Genomic DNA, 21,463 nt, shown 5'->3' with positions numbered 1-21,463 from the left:
CATCACGCTGATGCAAAAGAGTCTAACCGCGCTCCGATGTGTCCTCACAAAAAAAGTCCGCCAACTCCTAAACTTTCGCGTAAGTAGCTGGACACGTTGTGCAATGGCGCTGTGGCGCATAACGCATACGGAAGATATCGAGCATGGTTGCGATTGTTGGTGGCAATGGTCTGGGTCTGTCGGGTTCCTCGCGCGAGGTGTTGGGCTCGCAAGGAGTCGTTGGGGATGCCAAAACCGGTAACGGCGGCGAGGGCGTTTATGTCAACGCCAGCACCGGCAATCTGGTTTTGCAGCAGCACGATACCTTGCTGCTGGGCGGTGGCCTACAGCCGGATCTGCTGCGTACTTACAACAGCAATGGCAGCTGGGACGGCGACAACAACGACCAGTGGCGCATCGGCTTCTACAAGCGCATCTATGGACTGACGGGTACGGTCAATACTGCTGGCAGCACCATCAAGCGGGTGGATGGCGACGAATTCGAAACCACCTACGCGTACGACATCGCTCGAGGCGAATATGTCAGCACCGCCGGTGATGGCGCTTTCGATAGTCTGCGCTACACCGCCGGCAACCAGCAATGGAGCTGGAAAGACGGCAAGAGCGGCAGTAGCGAAGTCTACAAGACCGACGGCAGCGGCACGGCATGGCGACTGGCCACACAGATCAATGCTGCTGGTGACGAAATCCGCATCCAGTACAACACCAACGGCCAGATCAGGCGCCTTGAATCCTGGGGCGCTGGCGACAGCAACTACAACAGCGCGCTGCAACTGGTCTACTCGGGCACGCTGCTGACCGAAGTCGCCAACATCGCCAAGAATGCCAGCAACGTCGACGTGAGCACCTCTCGCGTCCGCTACGCCTACGACGCCCAGAACCGCCTGAGCAAGGTCACCGTCGACCTCACCCCGGAAGACAGCAGCACTGTCGATGGCAAAGCCTACGTCACCACCTACACTTACGACGGCAGCAGCAACCGCCTGGCCAGCCTCAGCCAGACCGACGGCAGCCGGTTGGAATTCACCTACGACGGCAGCTTCCGTATCGCCACCGTCAAGGACGTGCGCAGCGCCAGCGACATCCGCACCAGCACCTACAGCTACGACAGCGCCGCCGGCGCTACCACTGTCACCGATCCGACCGGGCTGAAGACGGTATTCACTACCGATACCAGCGGCCAGCTCAGCCAGATTGCCTACCCATCCGACAGCTTTGGCCCCAATGTCACCCGCTTTGGCTACGACGCGGCCGGCAATCTCACCAGCGTGATCGACGGCCGGGGCGGCCGGGTGGATTACAGCTATGATGCCCGTGGCAACAAAGTCTACGAACTGCATGCCTCAGGGATCGCGATTCGCCGTATTTACAATGCCAATGATCGACTGATTGTACAGCGTACGTTTACGGACTTTGACACTGATGGTCTGGGTGGCAATGATCCGCTCAACGGGCTCGACACCCGCTACGTCTACGATACACAAGGCAATCTGCGCTTCCGCATTACTCCCGACGGGCGCGTGACCGAACTGCGCTATGACAGCCGCGGCTTGGCCGTACAGCAATGGCAATATGGCGACGTCTTCTATGCTGGCACGACTGCCACGTTGGCCGACCTGACCACTTGGGCTGCTGCACGTAACCTGACACAAAGTCAGCGCACCGACACCGCCTACGACATGCTTGGCCAGATTCAGGCGGTCACCAGCTATGGTGCTGTGGATGCGGCCGGTCAGGGGCAAAATCCGCTCACCACCGCTTATGTCTACGACGCATTTGGTCGTTTGCTGCAACGCATCGACCCGCGCGTTGTCAAGACCACGGGTGTTGCCAACGATTACAGTACCGCCTACACCTACGATGGCCTGGGCCGCGTGCTGACCATGAGCCAGTACGACGCCAACGGCGTAGCCACGGTGACCAGTACCGTGTATGACGATGCCAATCGGCAAATGCAGTTGACCCAAGCCAATGGCTTGTTGATTACCTCGGTCTACGATCAGGCTGGCAAGCTGATCACGCATAGCGAAAGCGCCAACAGTGTGGCGTTAGGCACCACACAATATGCATATGACCTGCGCGGCAATCGCGTGCAGCAAATTGATCCGTTGGGTCATATTACGTACTATCTGTTTGATAACAATAATCGGCAGGTGGCCGAGATCAAGCCAGATGGCACGATTTCAGAGCTGGTATATAACAATGCTGGCCAAGTGGTTCAGAGTATTAAATACTCAAGCTTTGTGGACTTGACCGTTTTGGCGGGTTTTTCGACCCATCCTGCCGATTTGACGCTAAATTCAATTCGCCCGGCAGGTGTGACTAATAGCAATTACTATTTTTATAATGCTGACGGTCAATTGGGTTATGAAGTGCATGATTTGACCGATGGAACTGCATCTGTATATGAATACCGTTATGATGGCCTTGGGCGGAAAACGCTGATCTTTTTCTATGATCAGACTATCTCTCTTTCGGATGTAACTAGTCAATTTGTTGCTGGTGTTGAGGCTGGCGCCGGTATTGTGGCGTCCCTGTCGTCAAAATTTGTTCCGGCTTCTGTTGCCACGTGGGCGTGGGCTGGAAAGAATCAATATATACATTACTTTTACACTGGTGATGGGTTGCTATCAGGGGAGGTGAAAAAATCTGCAACTATCGATGTATATACTTACAACATTCTTGGCCAGGTAACGCGAATTAACGAGAAGGAATATGGCGGTATTCGAGATGGTGGGCCTGAAAAAACGCTGAACGAAATTGTCGCAGGTGCTGCGCGTAGCCCTGATCGTTTCTATGCTCGCTATTATGATGGCATTGGCAGGTTGATTGGCGAAATTGATCCGGAAGGCCGTCTTGTTGAGTATGCCTACGATGATGCTGGAAATCGCATCAGCGAAATTCGCTATGCGGCCTTGGCCAAGGATAAAAGCGCGGAAACGCTTGCAGCGGCACGCCCCGACGCGAGTTTGGAAGACCAACGCACGCTAAGAGCTTATGACCACCTGAATCGGGTAATCCGCGAGGAATTGCAGCCGCAAGGGCTGATCACCGTCTATTCCTATGACGCGGTTGGCAATCTGGTAGAAAGAACAAGTGGCTTGGGTACTGCTGCACCACGCACCCAGCGCTGGCGCTATGATCCGCAAGGTCATTTGGTGCAGGAAATTAGTGCAGAAGCCGTTGCCAGTGGGACGGATATTGGCACGATTACCAATGTCTATGATCTGGCGGGTCGGAAAATTGCAAGCATTGACGGCAATGGAAGAAGAAGCGTCTTCTATTATGACGTGAATGATCGAATTGTATTGACAGTGAGCCCAGATGGTGAAGTTGAGAAAACGCAGTACAACTCGCCGATCTGGATAATGGTGCTGAATTATTCAGCCAAGCTGCCTCAAAGTGATTTGTTGTCCCTTGGTGGTGGCGACCTGACCGCATCCGTTTCCTCTCTTATTGCTTCCAAGCTGCCTGGAGTGTCGAAAGTTACATCCAAGCAATTTAATGCGCGTGGTTTGCTCATTTCGGCTTTGGTGTCGGCTCAGGGTGCTCGGTACGTTTATAATCAATTTGACCAACTCAAGGGGATCTACGGAAATTTGCCTAGCGGTACCGGATTTGGGCTTCAGGGGCAGCAGCTTGCCGATTTGAATGGCATAGTAAGATCTTCGAGTGATTTAGTTGCTTCGCCTGATTTGCTGGGGGCTTCGTCAGTCCAGTCAGGCGATTTTTCAGCGTCGACGACCTTGGTTGGAAAGGTTTATAACGCATTTGGTAATTTGACGTACGAGTATCTTTATTCCGGAGAGTACGTTTCTTATTCACTCAATAAAGTAGGGCAAGCGCTAAGTCGCTACAGCAGTCTCACCGGGTTGACTTATACATCGTACGATGGATTGGGGCGCATCTCCACTGTCACGAATGGCAATGGAGCTAAAACGCTATACAGCTACAATGGCAGTGCCCGTGAAATGACGGTGACCACACCGGATGGGCTGATTGTTACCACCAAGTTGAACGTATTTGGTGAGGTGTTGTCCATTACCGATAATCAAGGCCGGTCAGAAAGCTATACCTATGATTTGAATGGCCGCTTGTTGACCAAGATCGTGCATGCCAATGGCTCAGATCTGGTCACCAGCAACAAGTACGATGGCGCTGGCAATTTGCTCGAGCGTACGGAAAACAGCGTGCTGACCCGCTATAGCTACGATGCCAGCGGTCGGGTATTGACAAGGCAGGTTGATCCAGACGGATTGAATCTGGTCACGCAGTATCAGTTCGATGGCAGGGGATATCAAGTTTGGGAGAGACGTCCGGATGGCATCTGGACCCAGAACCTATTTGATAGGCAAGGTAGGATTGTTATGTCTATCATTGACCCACCGGTAGGTCCGGATGGTGTCAGCAAGCCCGGTGCTTTGGCGATAAGCACAGAATATACCTATGATGTGGCAGGTAATGTCATCAAGAAGCGTGAGGACGCTACTGGGCTTGCTCCCCGCATCACGACGTATACTTATGATACGACACATCACCGTCTTTCCGAGATGGTGGATCCAAGTACGCCTGCGATCAATCCTTCGACGGCTAATAGTATTCCCGCGCATACAGGCCTTGAGCTAACCAAGCGCTACGAATATTCGGCCGCGCGTGGGGTTTTGCTGACTGCGACATACGATGCATCTGGTAACAAGACATCTTATCGATATGATACTAATTATAATCGTCTTTGGTTGGTGGTTGATCCTCAATTCAATGCCACGCAATATGTCTATGATGAAAATGGTAATGCCATTCTGGCGCGCACTGGCGTATTGAACACCAGCTACCACAATGAAAATACGTGGAATTGCTTCAATGTTCCGGCAGATTTCTTCTCTGGTTCTGTCCAAGAAACCCATTCGGTTTACGACAACCAGGGTCGCCTGAAATACAGCATTGATGGCAATGGCGGCGTGACTGAGCGTCGCTACGATGTGTATGGCAATCTCAGTGCGACGATTGCATATGCCAAACCGATTGCCATCACTTGGCCGAGCGATGCCACTCAGTGGGCTGCGGCTGTTGCCGCCGCATTGCAGCCGGGGGCTACCGATCAGGCTCACTACACCGTGGTGGATGCATTCAACCGGCCGACATTCGAGATCGATGCGGCTGGCTTGGTGACCGAGAAGCGCTATGACAGTGCAAGCCGCCTGGTCGCGGTGATTCACCATGCAACGCCGATCACGCTACCAGCATCGTTGACCGCTGCCACGGTCAGTGCAGCACTGGTCAGCAGCCCTGCTGATCGCGCCGAGTATTACAGCTATGACAGTGCCGGCCGCCAGAACGGTGTGCTCGATGCCGCTGGCTATCTGACCGAATACCAATACGACGGCCTGGGCCAGCGTACCGCCTTCATCCGCTATGCCGCCAAGGTCGTGGCAGATGGTTTCGTACCGGGTGCCAACTGGCAACTGGTGCTGAGCCAGGTCAAGCCAGCCAGCGTGGGCAGCACTGACCACAATGCGCGCAGTGTGTTTGATGCTGCAGGTCGCATGGTGCTTTCCATTGCGGCGGATGGCACGCAAACCCGTTATGTCTATAACGGTTTGGGCCAACTGGTTGATCAGGTAGCGGCAGACAATACAGCTGGCAAGGTCACCACGCACCTGGATTATGATCTGGCAGGCCGGGTCATCCGCAAGACCGAAGCGGTTGGGACGGCTGCGCAGCGCATCACCGAATACACCTACGACGCCAATAGCAATGTACTAACTGAAACGGTAGACCCGAGCGGCATCAAGTCGGTAACCCGTTACGAATACGATAGCCTTGGTCATGTCACGGCCCGCTATGACGCGGCGGGCAATGTAACCCGTTTTGCTTATGACGCCTTTGGCAACCAGGTTTATCAGCTTGATGCCACTGGCCGCGCCGTGCGGCAGGTATTCGATAATGCCGGCCATGTTATCGAGCGGCGTGAATTTACCGGCTTCGATACCGATGGCCTGGCAGGGACTGACCCCGGCGGTGCGCGCGCTACCCGCTATGTTTACGACGCTTTGGGCCAACTGCGCTTCAAGATTTCGCCGGAAGGGCGTGTCAACGAATATCGCTACGATAATCGTGGCCAGCGTGTGCAAACGTTGCAGTACAACGGTAGCTATTACACCGCAGCTGCTGCTGGCCTGAGCGACCTTGCCGCCTGGGCTGTTGCCAGCGACCCGACCACGGTCATGCGCACCGATACCGACTATGACAGCTTTGGCGAGGTGGTTGCGACCACCTCCTACGAGCGCCTGGATGGCAGCGGCCAGCCGCAAACGCCGATCAAGACGGTCTTTGCCTATGATGCTCTGGGGCGTTTGCAGCAGCAGACCGAGCAGCGCGGGTTGAATACCCCCGGCATTGCCAACGACTACAGCACTGCGTTTACCTATGACAGTTTCGGGCGTGTACTGACCCGCACGCAATATGATGCGAATGGTGTTGGTGCTATCACCAGCACGGTTTACGATGACATCAATCATCAGATTCAGGTCACCCAGGCCAACGGCTTGGTACTCACGTCCAGCTATGATGCGCTGGGCAATCTGATCAGCCAGAATCAGAAGGCGGGCGCCAGCGACTTTGGCACCACCCGCTATACCTATGACGCCTTCAATCGCCTGGTGCAGCGTACCGACCCGGCCAGCGATAGCACTTACTATTTGTACGACGCGGCAGGTCGCAAGATCGGCGAGGTCGCGCCTGATGGCGCGCTGACAGAGTTCGTGTATGACAAGAACGGACTGCTGATCCAGAAGACCCGTTATACCCTGCGGGTGACCACCAGTAATCTGTCTACCTTGGCTGCCAACCCGGCTGGCGTTGCACTGGCAACACTGCGCAACAGCACCAGTACTGACAGCGTGGTGCGTTACTTCTACAACGCCGCAGGGCAGCAGACGTTCGAGCTGGATGAACTTACGCTCGGCACCAGCAACGTCATTGAATATCGCTACGATGGTAGCGGTGCGCGTACCGATGTGATTCGCTATGCCAAAACGATCAACTCCTACGCGGTCACCTCAAATATTGTTGCGGGCAACGAAGGCAGTGACGCTGCAGTGCGCGGTCAGTCCGCCACTTATGGGGCAGATGCCACGCACGACCGCCAGCAGCGTTACTTCTATAGCGCCGATGGCTTGCTGCAAGCCGAGCTGGATGGCGAAGGTGCACTGAACGAATACAAATACAATGCCGCAGGCTGGCGCACCGCCAGCATACGTTACGGCACCGCCACCGACCCGGCACTGCGCCAGAGCGGTGATCTCACTGCGCTGCGCCCGGCCAGCAGCGCGACGGATATCAGCACGAACTACATCTACGACGGCCGTGGCCGTCTGGTCGGCACGATCGACCCCACCGGCGCGCTGACCGAGTATCGCTACGACCAGGCCGGCAACTCCACTTACGAAATACACTATGCCTTGGCGGCGAAGGATCGCAATGCGCAGACCCTCGCAGCTGCCACGCCGAGCAGCAGCAGCGAAGACCAGACCCTGATCCGCAGCTTCGACTACCTGAACCGGGTGATCCGCGAAGAGCGCCAGCCGCAGAGCAGCATTACCACCTACAGCTACGACGCCGCCGGCAACCTCACGCAAAAAGTCACGGCGCAGGGCACTGCCGACCAGCGCACGCAACAGTGGCGCTACGACGCACAAGGTCATGTGACGGCCGAGCTGAATGGCGAGGCGGTGGCCAGTGGCAATGAAGCGGGCAAGATCACCTATACCTACGATGCAGCGGGTCGCCGGGCGACGATGCGGGATGGGAGTGGTCGCCTGACAGTGTATTACTACGATGCGAATGATCGCATCGTCCTGACCGTCAATGATGATGGCGAGGTTGAGGAAACCAGTTACAATACATTGGGATTGGTGGCCAGCTCAGCTCGCTATGCCAACAAGCTCGCTCGCTCACTGGTGACGAGCTTGGCGGGAGGCGCGATTACCAGTTTCCCATATGCTCAACTGGCTTCGCTCAAGGATGCCAGCAAGGACCAATTCAAGGCATTCAGCTATAACAGTCTGGGGTTGCTTGCTAACGAGCGGGATGCCGTAGGGGCGCTTCGATCAGTCGATTACAACGCCTTTGGTGAGGCCTTGACGGCAAGCGCGGTGGCGACGGATGGTGGCTGGCGGGCAGAATCCCGTGAATACGACAAATTGGGCCACCTGCGCTTCAGCCGGGTCAGCGGCACCGTCACCGAGAACCGCTATGACACCTTTGGCCGCCTGATCGCCCAGATCGACGCGCTGGGCCGCACCACCACCACCGCCTATGACGGCGATGGCCGCATCGTCCAGGTGACTGACCCCACCGGCGCTAGCCGTTACACCAGCTACGACATGCTGGGCCGGGTGTACTCCACCACCGACGGCAATGGCAAAACCACCCGCTACGCCTACAACGGCACCACGCGCGAAGCCAGCGTCACCACCCCGGAAGGCGTGGCTGTCACCACCCAGCGCAATGCGCAGGGTGAAGTCGTCAAAGTGACCAATGGTGAAGGTCACATTACGACTTATCTTTATGATCGTAATGGTCAACGCATCGCGGAGGTGGATGGCGCCAACGAAGTCGATCTGGTCTCGACCACCAGCTATGACAAAGCGGGCAATGTCATTGAGACCAATGCGCATGGCGTCATTACCCGCTTCAGCTACGATGCCAGCGGTCGCGTGCTGACGCGTCAGGTTGACCCAGGCAATGCGAACCTCACGAGTGAGTATCGCTTTGACGGCACCGGCCAAAAGATCTGGGAAAAGCGCCCGGACGGCGTATGGGTCAAGACCGAGTTCGACAAGCGTGGTCGGGTGACGGCCAGCACGATCGACCCGGCTACCAATCCGGATGGCTCGACCAAGGCTGGCGCGTTGGCGTTGCGCACCGAGTATGTGTACGACGCCGCCGACAACATCACTCAGTTGACCGAAGCGGCCGGCAGCAGCACCCCGCGTGTTACTACCTACACCTATGACAACTTCAACCGTCGCCTGACCGAAGTTGCTGACGCCAACGGGCTCAAGCTAACCACGCGTTATGAGTACGATGCGGTAGGGCAGGTGACTGCACGCTACGATGCCGCCAACAATGCCACCCGCTTCACCTACGATGGCAATGGCCGGGTGCATTACACCATCGACGCGCTAGGTGACGTCAGTGAGGTGCGTTATGACGCACAAGGCAACCGCATTGCCGACATTCGCTACAGCAAACCCATCACCATTCCAGCGACCGTCAACGATGCCAACGTGCTGGCGACGCTACAAGGCCTCTATCCGGGGCCTAATGGCAGTGTTGTGGACCCTGCTGCGCAAATCACTCGCTACGCCTACGACCAGGACAACCGCCTGACCCAGACGGTGGATGCGCTGGGCAACGTGGTCGAGCAGCGTTATGACCGTGACAATAACGTGGTGCAACGCATTGCCTATGCCACGCCACTGGCGAGCACGGCGGTCTGGCAAACACGTAGCGATCTGGTTGCGCTACTTAATGCCGCCAATCCGGCCAATCAGACCAGCTATGCGGTTTATGACGCGCTGGATCGGCAGATCTATCGCATCGATGCACTGGGATATGTCACGCAGACTCGCTACAACAGCTATGGCCAATTGGCCGCAGTTACCCAATATGCCAAAGCCATCACGGTGCCGGCGGTCCGTAGCGCAGCCAATCTCGCTAATGCCGTCGTTGCCGATGCTGCCAATGATCGCACCAGCTATTCCGTCTATGACAGCGTTGGCCGCCAAGTGGCCAGTGTCGATGCCGAAGGCTACCTGACCGAATACCTGCTCGATAGTGCAGGTCGTCAGACCAGCGTGGTGCGTTATGCCGCCAAGGCGCTCGCCAGCGGCTTCAGCCCGACCGACAAGCTGCCGATCAATCTGGATGCGCTGCGGCCGAATGTAGCGGGCGCCAATGATCGGGTACAGCGTGCTACCTATGACAGTGCTGGCCGTAAGCTCACGGATGTGAACGAAGCCGGCATCCAGGTTCGTCACGTTTACGATGCACGTGGCCTGGTTACCGACCAGATTGATGCCGATGGCACTGCCGATGGCGTTGTCACGCATTTTGATTATGATCGTGCGGGTCGATTGATTCGGAGAAGCACGGCCTATGGCACGGCCGAGGTTGGCGTGACCGAATACACGTTGGATGCGCTGGGCAATCGCGTGGCGATACTTGATCCACGCAACTATGCGCTTTACACCTCGGATGCGGCCTGGGCACAGGTCGAGCGTACCAGCCGTGGCTATGCGGCTTCTGCCGCACAGGTCACCGGTAATCTCGTTATCCGAGCCGCCCTTAGCGTAGTTCAAAGCTTTGACGTACTAGGCCGCCTGACTGGTGTGAAGAACCAACTGAGCAACCAGACGCAGATCAATTACGACGCCTTTGGGAATGTAATCAAATCGGTCGACTTTGTTGGCAATACGACTTACAAGGTGTACGACACCAAGGGTCAGGTGATTCAAAATATCGCCCCGACCGGTTTCCTGACTGACTATCGCTACGATGCTTTTGGCAACCTGGTGGGCAAGACAACGTATCTGAATCGCGTACAAGGCACGATTGTTCCTGGTCAGTTCATCCAGATTGTTTTGAGCGGCCAAACGCCACAGGCTGCCTTCATAAATAGCGATGGAAAGGATTTCGTTTCCAACGATAGCTATGACCTGCGTAATCAGCGTGTTGCCAGCGCCACTAGCGTGGTTCGGGCTGATCAAAGCACGGCTCTGGTCCAGGAACGCTATAGCTACAACGCGTTTGGTCAGCAAGCCACGGCGACCAATGCTAACGGCGGCACAGCTAGCTACAGGTATGACCGTCGCGGTAATCGGCTTGAAGACATACTGCCGGTTGCCAATGCCAGCGGGCAGGTGGTGAAAAATCAATACCAGTATGACGTATTTGGCAACCGTATCCGGGCGGTGGAAGCCGCTGGGCTAACCGAACAACGCATCACCGAGTTCGGCTACGACAAATTAGGCCGGCAAATCAGCAAACTGTCCCAGTCGTTCGAAGCCTACGATCCACTAACTGGTGGCTCCACAAACGCCCAGATGCTGGAGCGAACCTTTTACGACAATCGTGGCAATGTCGTGGAAACTCAGGTGGGTTTGCAAGACCAGAATGCGCCGGGCCAGATCAGCAACCCCAACCGTACGCTCAATTTCTATGACAGGGCTAACCGTGTCGTGGTGCAGGTGAGCCCGGAAGGTGTATGTACCATACGTCGTTATGACAGCGGCGCGTTGGTTCTGGATACCACCACCTATGCCAACAGGCTGACCAGCATGCCGGCGGTGGGCGCTGCGACACCACCTACTGTGGTGGTGGATGGGATGAAAGACCGTACGTTATTTTATACCTACGATGCCCTCGGCCACATGGGCAGCGAACGCACCACGGCTGTGGTGTATAGCGCCATGACGAATGGCACCTATCAGCTGAATACCGGGTCGCTGCAGACCGTCAAGTATTTCGATGCCATTGGTAATTTGCTGCAGGAGGTCGACCGTCGTGGCAATTCGACTTACCGCTACTACGATGGGTTGGGCCGGCAGATTCAGCTGGTGGATGCTGAGGGGTATGTGACTGCTTGGCAGTACTTGCCGAACCGGGTTGTCGAGATTCGCTATGCCAACAAATTGGCCAACCCGCAGCGTGGTCTGCAACAAACCCCCACGGTCAGTGCCGATGATCGCGTTACCATTTCTGATCTGGACGCGATGGGGAGGGTAATTCGCAAGACCGTTAGTAATGTGAAATATACAAATCTGACTCTTGGCAATAATCCTTACGGTTCCAACGTTTATATGGGTCAGGGTGACTTGCAAGTTACTGGTGGAACTGGCACAGCCATCACCAGTCTGTTCTATGATGGCTTGGGCAACGTTACCCGGCAGATTGATGCGGATGGCTATGTCAATGAGATGGTGTATGACACTTTGGGGCGGGTAACTGAAAAACGGGTTTACCGTAGCAAGCTTGCCACTGGTGACACTACCGCCGAGCGTACCCGCTATACCTACGATGGTCTTGGCGATGTGGTGACGGAAACCCAATTGGCTAATTCCAGCACCGATGATCGCACCAAGCAGCAGTTCTGGGCGAATGGCAAGCTCACGAAAACCATCGACGCAGCCAACAACGTTGTGGTCTATAAGTATGATCGCTTGGGTAATCTCACCTATGTCGGTTCGGTATTTGCTGCCAACGCTGCCAGTAGTGGCCAGGCGTTTACCGATGTCACTATCGTCAACTACGACCAGATGGGGCGTGAGATCAGCCGCATGTCCAAGCGGATGACGGGCAGCAGCGCGCAATATGATCAGGTCACCGATACGCTGTACAACGCCTTTGGCGAAATTACCCAGCGCCGTACCCGCAAGGCACGCTATGACAGCGATATTGTTGCGCCAACCATTACCGATAACCTCGGCACATGGCAGCAATGGTCCAAGTATGATCAATTGGGCCATATGGTGTCAGGTACCAGCAACACCGGTGTGGTGACGCAATACATCTATGATGGCAACGGTAATGCCACACTCAGCTTCCAGGCTGGTATGGGGAATGAAGACGTGTCGACCGCTACCGTGTCGCAATACGCTTCGTTTGCCAAGACCATCACCGAATACGACAAGAAAAATCAGGCGATCAAGACTTACCAGCCTGACTTTACTGTGGCGGATGTGCTGGCGCAGCTGCAGACTGCCAATTTGTCGGTCAATCAGGATCTATCGCCAACTAATCCAATTACCATTACAGTGACCAAATCGGCCCAAGCTGCTCAGGCCGTCATCCCAGAGTCTGGCCAGATTTCGCTATTCAAAGCCAGCGCGAATCAGGCTGGTCAAGCAGTGCTTCAGAATATTACTTGGGGGCTTCGTCCTTATCCTGCTGAACCGCCACAAATTGTAGCAGCCGCACTGAATGTGACACTACCGGCCACGCCGGGCTATGACTCAGGTGACTTTGTTATTGAGATTAAGGATAGTGCCAATCGCATTATCGCGACCAAACAGGTTAGCGGGTCCACTACGACTACCCAAGTTTCGGTGAGTAGTATTTATTACGGCTACAGCATCAGCATTTACAAAATGATGTATGGCCAGCGGCAATTGCGCAGCGCGAGCGCGCAAATTGCCTTGCCCAATTACAAGTACGACAGGGATGAAAATCTTTCGCCGCCGTCGAGCACGCTCTACACGGCATTGACAGCAGCAACGGCTGCTACTGCGCAATCGCAGCTGCTGATCTCAGGCCAGCCGGCCACCACATCCCAGGTACAAGTCTGGCTGCGTCCGTTAGGCAGCAATGATGTATGGGGCACGGCCGGAACCGGCCAGCCTGCTGTTGTGAAGATTGGTACTGATAACAGCACCTGGTTCAGCTGCGATCTGGCGAATTTTGGCCGCAGCGATGTGCTGAGTGGCAACTATGAAATGCTGTTCAAAGCCATTGATGGCAGTGGCAATGCAGTCAGCATTGGCGAGGCAAGCCTGAAAAATGGTGTCTTGATGCGCCGCAGCGCCACGCAACCGACTGTCACGCAGCCTGGCAGCAGTTCGAGCAAGCCGGGCATTGCCGTGCCCAACCCCGGTGTTGTTTATTCGGCGGGATTGGCGGGTGGACAAACATTGACGGCAACTGTAGCGGCCTCCGGCAATGTGATTGAAAACTATACCGGCAACGGCCCGGACACCATGGTGTCTTTCGCGTATGGAAGCTACAACATTACCAACGTCTCGGTGGATATCCCCGTCAGTTTGAAGGGCTGGGGAGATCGTTACATCCTGGAAGTGCAGAACAGTAATGACCAGTCCTTGTACCAAGCCTATGCCGGAGCACAAGATACCAAGTTCAACGTGCCGGTTAACCTGACTAATGTGAAGGGAATCAAGGTCAAGATGTTTTTGGAGCGGGCCACCGACAGAATCATGGTGGCGCAATCCCAATTGGTGTTGGCGGCACCTACCGGCTGGGGGGCCAAGCAGTCGGCAACACAAGCTCCCCAAAGACCAAGCGGGGCAGTCCAGCCATACTCTATTGAGATGAAAACGGACAACTATCAACGTAGTTTCTTGGTGCGCAATATCAATAGCGATGTCAAGACGCTGGTCGTTAGCTACCGCCCGGTGGGCAGCACTACGGGTTATCAGCAACTAACCCTGAGTAAAGATTTGGCTTTGACCAATACCTTTCTCTTTACTGCAGCCAGTGCCGGCATGCAGGAAGGGGTGGCCTACGAATTCCAGTATATTGGTCTGGGGGCCCCTGGGGGCACCGGTAACCAGATGGTATTGGCCCGCCTGAATGGCACCATGCTCAGCGCTGGCGATAACAGCTATTTCTCCCCTGTTTTGGGGGAAGCGCCCAAGGTGGGGGGGGATGGTTTCAGCTATGTGGATAGCAATGGCTTGCTCAATCTGGTAGATCAGGGGAGAGGCGACAGCTTGGGCAACATGCCGACGACTTATAGTTGGTTGAAAGTTCGGGCGATTCAGAAAAACGTCGTCAATGGCCAGGTGCAACGCATGGCGATGGGCGACTGGGCCTTTGTCGGTGGTACCGAGTCCGTTTACGCAGCTGGCAACAATATCTTACAGCCAAAAATGGTCAATAACCAAGTGATTCCAGGCTGGTTTACCGTGGACACCAGCCAATTCACGACCGATAAATTGATTGCGCTGGGATTTAGCAATGCCAGCAGTTCACAGGATATTGAACTCGATTTCGAATTGATCAGTTATTTCAATATGCAGACGCCGCTTCCGTCCGGCGGCAGCACAAGTTCGCCAGTGATTACGAATGACATTGCTGGCAGGCTGGATACCAGTAGACGCAATGTGCTGGCCTACATGCCAATGGCTGATTATAAGAACAACGACACGTTATTCCCGTCCCAATTTACCATTAACGGGTATTTTGGCAATGGTTCGGCTAGTCCTGCCAATATGAGGATTACCTTCACCGCCAAGAGCAATGGCCAGACCAATTCCAACCTAAGCTGGACATACGATGTCTGGGCGCAGGGCGGCCATGCGGACTTTAACGCGCCGACCACATATATCTTTGATGTGTCGCGGTTGGTGCCCGATCCGACCAAAACTTACTGGTACGATGTCACTTTTGCTGCGCAATCGCCGATCGGCGGTAATCCGCCGATTACCAAGGGCACAGCAACGGTTGCGCTGGGCGCCGACGCGAAGGTATTGGTTGCGGGTGAATTGACTCGCGATCCCACCAAAGTCACTTTCACCGCCAATGACCCAAACGCCGTTTCGGCACGGTTGTCCTATCGTATCAAGGGCTCCGACGATGCGGGCCGCCTCACCTCCGATCAGGATCTGGCCAGCGTCCAGCCGTTTACCACCCAAACGCTAGGCATCTACAACGGCTACTTTACGCTCGATGCCACCACGCTCGCACCAGCGCAAGGCTGGCGCAGCTACGAGTATTTCTACGATCTGCTTGACGCCAGCGGCAACGTGCTGAGCCGCCGTAGCGATAGCTTCATTCTTGGCACCGGTGGCCCGGCTGGCAACGTTGAAGAACGCTGGACCTACTCACTCACCGCCACGCGTAATCTCAATATCACCCGCTCACAAGCCTACAACGCTTTTGGCGAAATCATCAGCGAGACTGATGGCTTGGGTAATGTGCGCAACCTCAAGTACAACGTGCTGGGGCAACTGATCGAACGGCGTGATCCTTCCGTCACCAATAAACTGAGCAATGGCGCCACCGCCCCAGTGACGCCGACCACGACATACCTGTATAGCTTGGCTGGTCGCCAAGTTGGCATGATCGACGCCAATGGCAATGCCATCTATTACTTCACCAATGGCTATCGTGATGCCCAAGGCCAGGCGCTGGTAGAGAAAGAACTGCATGCTGACAAGGGCTGGGTGCAGAATGACTACGACGAGTTTGGTCAAGTGCGTGCCCGCACCGAGGTGATTGATAGCAGCAAGGTCAGCACCACGCTCTACAACTACAACAATACTGGCCAGATCAGCGATGTGTTCCGGCTGCGAAGAGACATCGCGCCCAAGGCCATTGGAGATGCCAGCCCATATAGCCAGCTGAATGCCGATCCGGTGAAGGATCCGCACGAACGCTACGTGTATGACGCCGCTGGTCGCCGTATCCAGACCACCGATGCCAATGGCAATGTCAGCAAAACTTATTACGACTTTGCTGGTCGCGTGGTGCGTACCATCAACGGCGCCAAGATCGTTACCGACTATCAGTACAACTATCTCAACACCATTCAGGGCCTGAATGGTGCGGCCACCGGTGGTTATCGCAAGATCACTACCGTTGGCTATGGCACTGCAGATGCGCGCGCCTCGATTGACGATCAGGATGTTTTTGGCCACCTCACCCACCGGGTGGATCAAGGTGGGCATGACTTCGTCAACCAGTACAACCGTGCGGGTTGGCTAATCAAGCAAACCAGCTCCACCGGCCAGAACATCGACTACACCTATTACGCCAACGGCTACATTAAATCGATCGCGGATAACACCATGAAGATCGAGACCGATTATGCCTATGACAGGGAAGGTAATCGTACCTTTGAGGGCTACCGCAATCTGGTGCCGGCAGGCAGCCAGAGCGAGTACTACCAAAGTGCCAATATCAGCTACGACGCCCTAAACCGCATCAGCCGCGTGCTCAATGCCGACCAGCGTGCCGATATCCGCTATGAGTACGATGCGAATGGCAACGTGCGGCGGGTGAACACTACTTACAAGTCGGCTGATGGCGTACTCGATAGCACCCAAGACCTCTGGTACACCTACGACAGCATGAACCGTTTTCTGGTTAGCCAGGGTAACCTGGTTAATGGCACCATCACCAAGGGCACCGAGGGTGTCATCGTGGCGTATGACCTGGCAGGGCGCCGTATTGCTGCCGACTACTCTGCCGGATATGGTGCCGACAGCGAGAACGGCCACACGGAGCAGTACACATATTCAAACGATGGTTACCTGCTTCAGGTCAATATCAATGGCACAAAACGTGTCGCAAATACCATCGATGCCGGCGGGCGTACGACTTTGGCCTTGCAATACAAGGAAAATGGTACAAGCGTCTTGCAATCGACCGAAACCGCCTATCTGGGTGACAACCGCATCAATACCCTAAAGGTGATTTCCAGCGGTACGACGGCCAGCACCAACGATACCCGTTACGACTATCAAACCAACGGCACGCTAGCTGGTACGCACGCCGTCTCAACCGGCAACAGCGGTCCCAGCACGATTGTAGATACCACCTATGCCTATGAGTTATGGGATGGCGCCAAGCAAAGCAAGGTCACCGTTAGCGGGCTACAGCCGAATGTGTCGGGCTGGAAGCCCGGCGAAGCCAAATACAAATACGACGTGAACGGCCATCTGATCGATGTTGAAGTGGCCGACAAGGTCGACAACGGCATTGGCAACCGCCACTTCGTTTACCGGCTTGATGCACAAGGCCTCATTCTGCGCCGCGATGAATACATCAACGGCAATCAGTACCGCTGGCGGCAGTATTACTACGTTGGCGGCAAGAGGGTGGGCGACGTTGCCAATGACGGCCCATCGCGCAACGACTATGCCGACGCGCTGCAGGCCTTGAATAATCAGGGCAACAACGACACCCGCTACCGTGATTGGCAGCCGATTTCCTCGGCCGACTTTGACCAAAACTACGAGCCGATCAGCCCGGATTACCCTGGCAACAGCAGCGGCAGCTATATAGTCAATACCGGTGACACCCTGCAAAGCATTGCCCAAGCGATTTGGGGTGATGCCAGTATGTGGTACGTATTGGCTGAAGCCAACGGGCTAACCGGCCAGGAAACCCTGAGTGCTGGTCAGGTATTGAGCACGCCGAACAAGGTTACCAACATCCATCACACTGCCACCACGCAACGGGTCTACAACCCGGGCGAGGCAATGGGTGAGGTGAACCCCAGTTTGCCCAATGCGCCGGTGCCGAAGGCGGATGATGATGGTTGCGGGGTGCTTGGCCAAGTCATCATGCTGGTGGTGGCAGCGGTGGTGACGATTTATACCGCAGGGGCTGCTTCAACGCTGTTGGCGGGGCAAAGTCTGGGTACGTTTGGTGCCACCATGTCTGCCGGGTTCTCCGCGATAGGAGGGGAGTTGGGGGTGGCTATCGCGGGTGGATCAATTGCTTCCGGAATCGGTGGCCTAGCCACGGCCGCGCTGTCTGCAACCATAGGTGGCGCTGTGGGGAGCATTGCCAGCCAAGGGGTTGGCATGGCAATGGGCAATGTCCAGAGCTTCTCGTGGAGCCAGGTAGGGATTGCCGCGCTTGGTGCTGGTTTGACGGCTGGTATTGGTGGTTCCGGGCTGGGGAATGCCATCAAGGGCATGTTTACCCCCGCCTCCGGCGCAGCTACCGAAGCAGCGACGGTAGCGACTACCCAGGGCTTCCAATGGAGCAATGTCGCCGCAGGCGCATTGACCGGCGCCGCCAGCAGCGTGATCAGCCAAGGGGTGATGTCGGCAGCCGGCATCAGTTCCTTTAGCTGGCGCGGCGTAGCGGCGGGTGCCTTGCAGGGGGCTGCTGGCGGGGCATTTGGTGATCCGAACAGCCTGAGCACCGCGCAGCGCTTCCTGAAGGGGATCGGCGGCAACGTGATCAGCCAGCTGGTCAATACCGGCAAGGTTGACCCGATGCAGGTGTTTGATGCGACGTTGAATACGGCGCTGGAGAATGAATTCGAGCTGAAGACATCGCCGGTTGCTGCAGATCCAGATGGGATTTATCGTGACCTTTGGTATGGTGCCAAGGCATCGAATGCACCTGCTGCACCGGATGGTGCCTACCCTTGGATTGATAAACGAACGCAAGCGATGGCCGCAGGCCAGGAGCAAGCCCAGTCCATCTCGTATATCTACCGTAATCAGCTTGTTCCAGTTGATGATATGGCAAGCGTGATGGGCGTTGGTAAAGCTTATTCCGACTCCTTTGATGAGATGAAAGGGCGTTGGAACAGTGACAAGGCCATTCCGGATGGTAGCGATTGGATTGGGAATGACTCGCGGCGGCGTTATGAAAACCCTTGGGAGGGTAGTCTTCTGCCTGAGGAGTTTGACTTATCCTCGGTTGGGCACTTCGGGGCATCTGGCGTTACAGCAGAAAAAGAGCCGCGCTCTATCATTGTCAAGAAAGGAGACACTCTTGAAGCGCTTGCGCGCGAGGTTGGTGGTTCGGATTGGCGCGCAACCATGGTCATGATGCGTAGAGATAATTCTATCAAGAACAATCAATACGGATCTCCTCTCTTGAAGATTGGCCAACTCCTGCAAGTAGGGGATTTGAATGCTTATTCTCCGGCTCAGCTAGGTGAATTAAGCAAGCTGGGCGGAGGCATGATTTCCCTGAACAACCGAGGATTGAAGTTCAAGGAAGTAGAGGATGGACTTAATCAGAAATTCGATGGGTGGGTAAATTATCTCAAGAATCGTGGCCCGGTTGGTATGGCTTATGATTTTTTAGATAGTGCTGAGTCTTTCTCTCGAAATACACTGGGGCCTGCTGTTCGAGAAATATATAAGAATGTGGGTGATGTGCTGGATAAATTGCAGCCGTCTACGAATCCAGTTTTTGATGTTGTAAGAAGCCATGTGAATCTCCTCGGCGTTGGGGATCTTGATCTACAACTGGTAAATACATATGGCGCATATGACTCATATGGAAAGTCGGTCAAGAGAGGGCTGGATGCAACCAGCAGTGCAAGAACCTGGAATGAAGCGTTTGCAAATATCAATGACCTTCAAAAAACGCGCAGCTACCTGGAGGCTGTCTCTGCCGATACTGGCCGGAGTACGGATGCGCGTGAATTTGCATCCAGATTGAAGGATTCGGCTGAGTTCAATAGAAACAATCTGCATGCGTTGACTGAGACCTGGAAGGGGGGCAACGAATACAAGCTGTTCAACGCCCTGCCGCCTTCATTGCAGAACGTGTATGGCCAGGACCGCTGGACGGCACAACGGGTTCTTACCCGCGGGGCGACGGAGCTCAACCGGCAGTGGATGATTGCGCAAAGCGACAAGACGGATATGGCGATCAATGCTCTGATACCCATGTCGATGGCCGCCAAGCCAAACCTGCTGAAGACGCCTACTGTGGCGGAGGATGGCATTGGTCCGTCTGTACTGAGCCGCAACTACAAGAGCGGTGAATTGTCCTTCACGTATCGTGCGGCGGAGGTGGAGTATAGTGGGCCGGTTCGCGGGATGTCGCTTCAAGGAACGGCAAGTACTGCTGTACAAACGGAGCGGTCATCTTTGTACTATACCGAGTGCTTTGTCGCCGGCACGTTGGTGCATACAGAGTTGGGATCAAAACCGATCGAGACAATCACCGTCGGTGACTTTGTTGCTGCACGCAACGAACATACGGGAGCGACCAGCTGGAGGGCGGTGAAGCAGCTTTTTGTGATTGATGACAAAATAATTGTCAACATTACCTTACGCGGCCATGATGGTAGTTTGGAGACGATTTCTTCAACAAATGAACACCCGTTCTTCGTGCGTGAGCAGCGTTGGCGAGCAGCCAAAGATCTATTGCCTGGCGATCAAATCGTGTTGCTTGAGCATGGCTGCGCCGAGGTCATTGCGGTCGAGGTAGATCCGAACCGGGCGACTGCTTACAATTTTGAAGTTGCTGACGTTCATACGTATTTTGTTGGCACGCTTGGGGTTTGGGTACATAACTCTTCCAGTATTAATTGGGTGGATGTTAAAAATGAAGTGGGGCTGGAAGCGCGAGGCTATAGGCCTCTGCCGAATGAGCGAAGCATCACTAGGGAAGATTGGACTCTGAGCTATCGACGCCAGCGCGCAGAGCTAACCGTTTCAAATGTGGACATGCCGCTTGAGAACCCGCTTCCGAATTCATCGTCGATGGGACACGGGCATGGTGATCATGGATTTCAGACGCTGTATTCGCAGCAAGCAGAGCGAGTAAAAACTGGGCTAACTCCGACTTTAAGAAATGCGCCTACTAGCCGAGCCTCGAAGTTTTTTACTCCAGAAGGTGAAGCGGAAGCTCTTGGAAGAGCGTATGGTCAGCTACTGAACGACTTGGATAATGGTATTGTTCCTCCTGGCGTTACTGGTACGAATGGCGTTCCTAGTTATATGTTACCTAACGGGGCACCTGTACGACATACACTTACTGTTACAACATCTAGCCCTAGTGGCTTTGGTGCGGCGGTTGTTAAGGTTAAAGATCCAATTACTGGTCAAGCTATCCGTGATGCGTCTGGGTCGCTACTGACTCAAATTGATCCTACCCCCCTGATGAAAGCCAAGGTTGTTTGGGAGTATGTGCCAACTGCTAGTGAATGGCGCCAAGTAACGTATTTCCCACAATAAGG

General features: G+C 55.0%; 1 protein-coding gene. It reads left to right on the top strand.

Annotated features, from left to right (window positions below):
• Positions 1-143: 143 nt before the first annotated feature.
• Entirely contained in the window at positions 144-21,461 is a 21,318-nt protein-coding gene (locus B9A19_RS14795) for a polymorphic toxin-type HINT domain-containing protein (RefSeq protein ID WP_084091583.1), read from the top strand.
• The last annotated feature ends 2 nt before the right edge of the window (positions 21,462-21,463 follow it).

Source organism: Andreprevotia lacus DSM 23236 (assembly GCF_900176275.1).
In the GTDB taxonomy this organism is placed as follows: domain Bacteria; phylum Pseudomonadota; class Gammaproteobacteria; order Burkholderiales; family Chitinibacteraceae; genus Andreprevotia; species Andreprevotia lacus.
The sequence above is the reverse complement of the archived record's forward strand: the minus strand, read 5'-3'. Positions and strand labels throughout refer to the sequence as shown.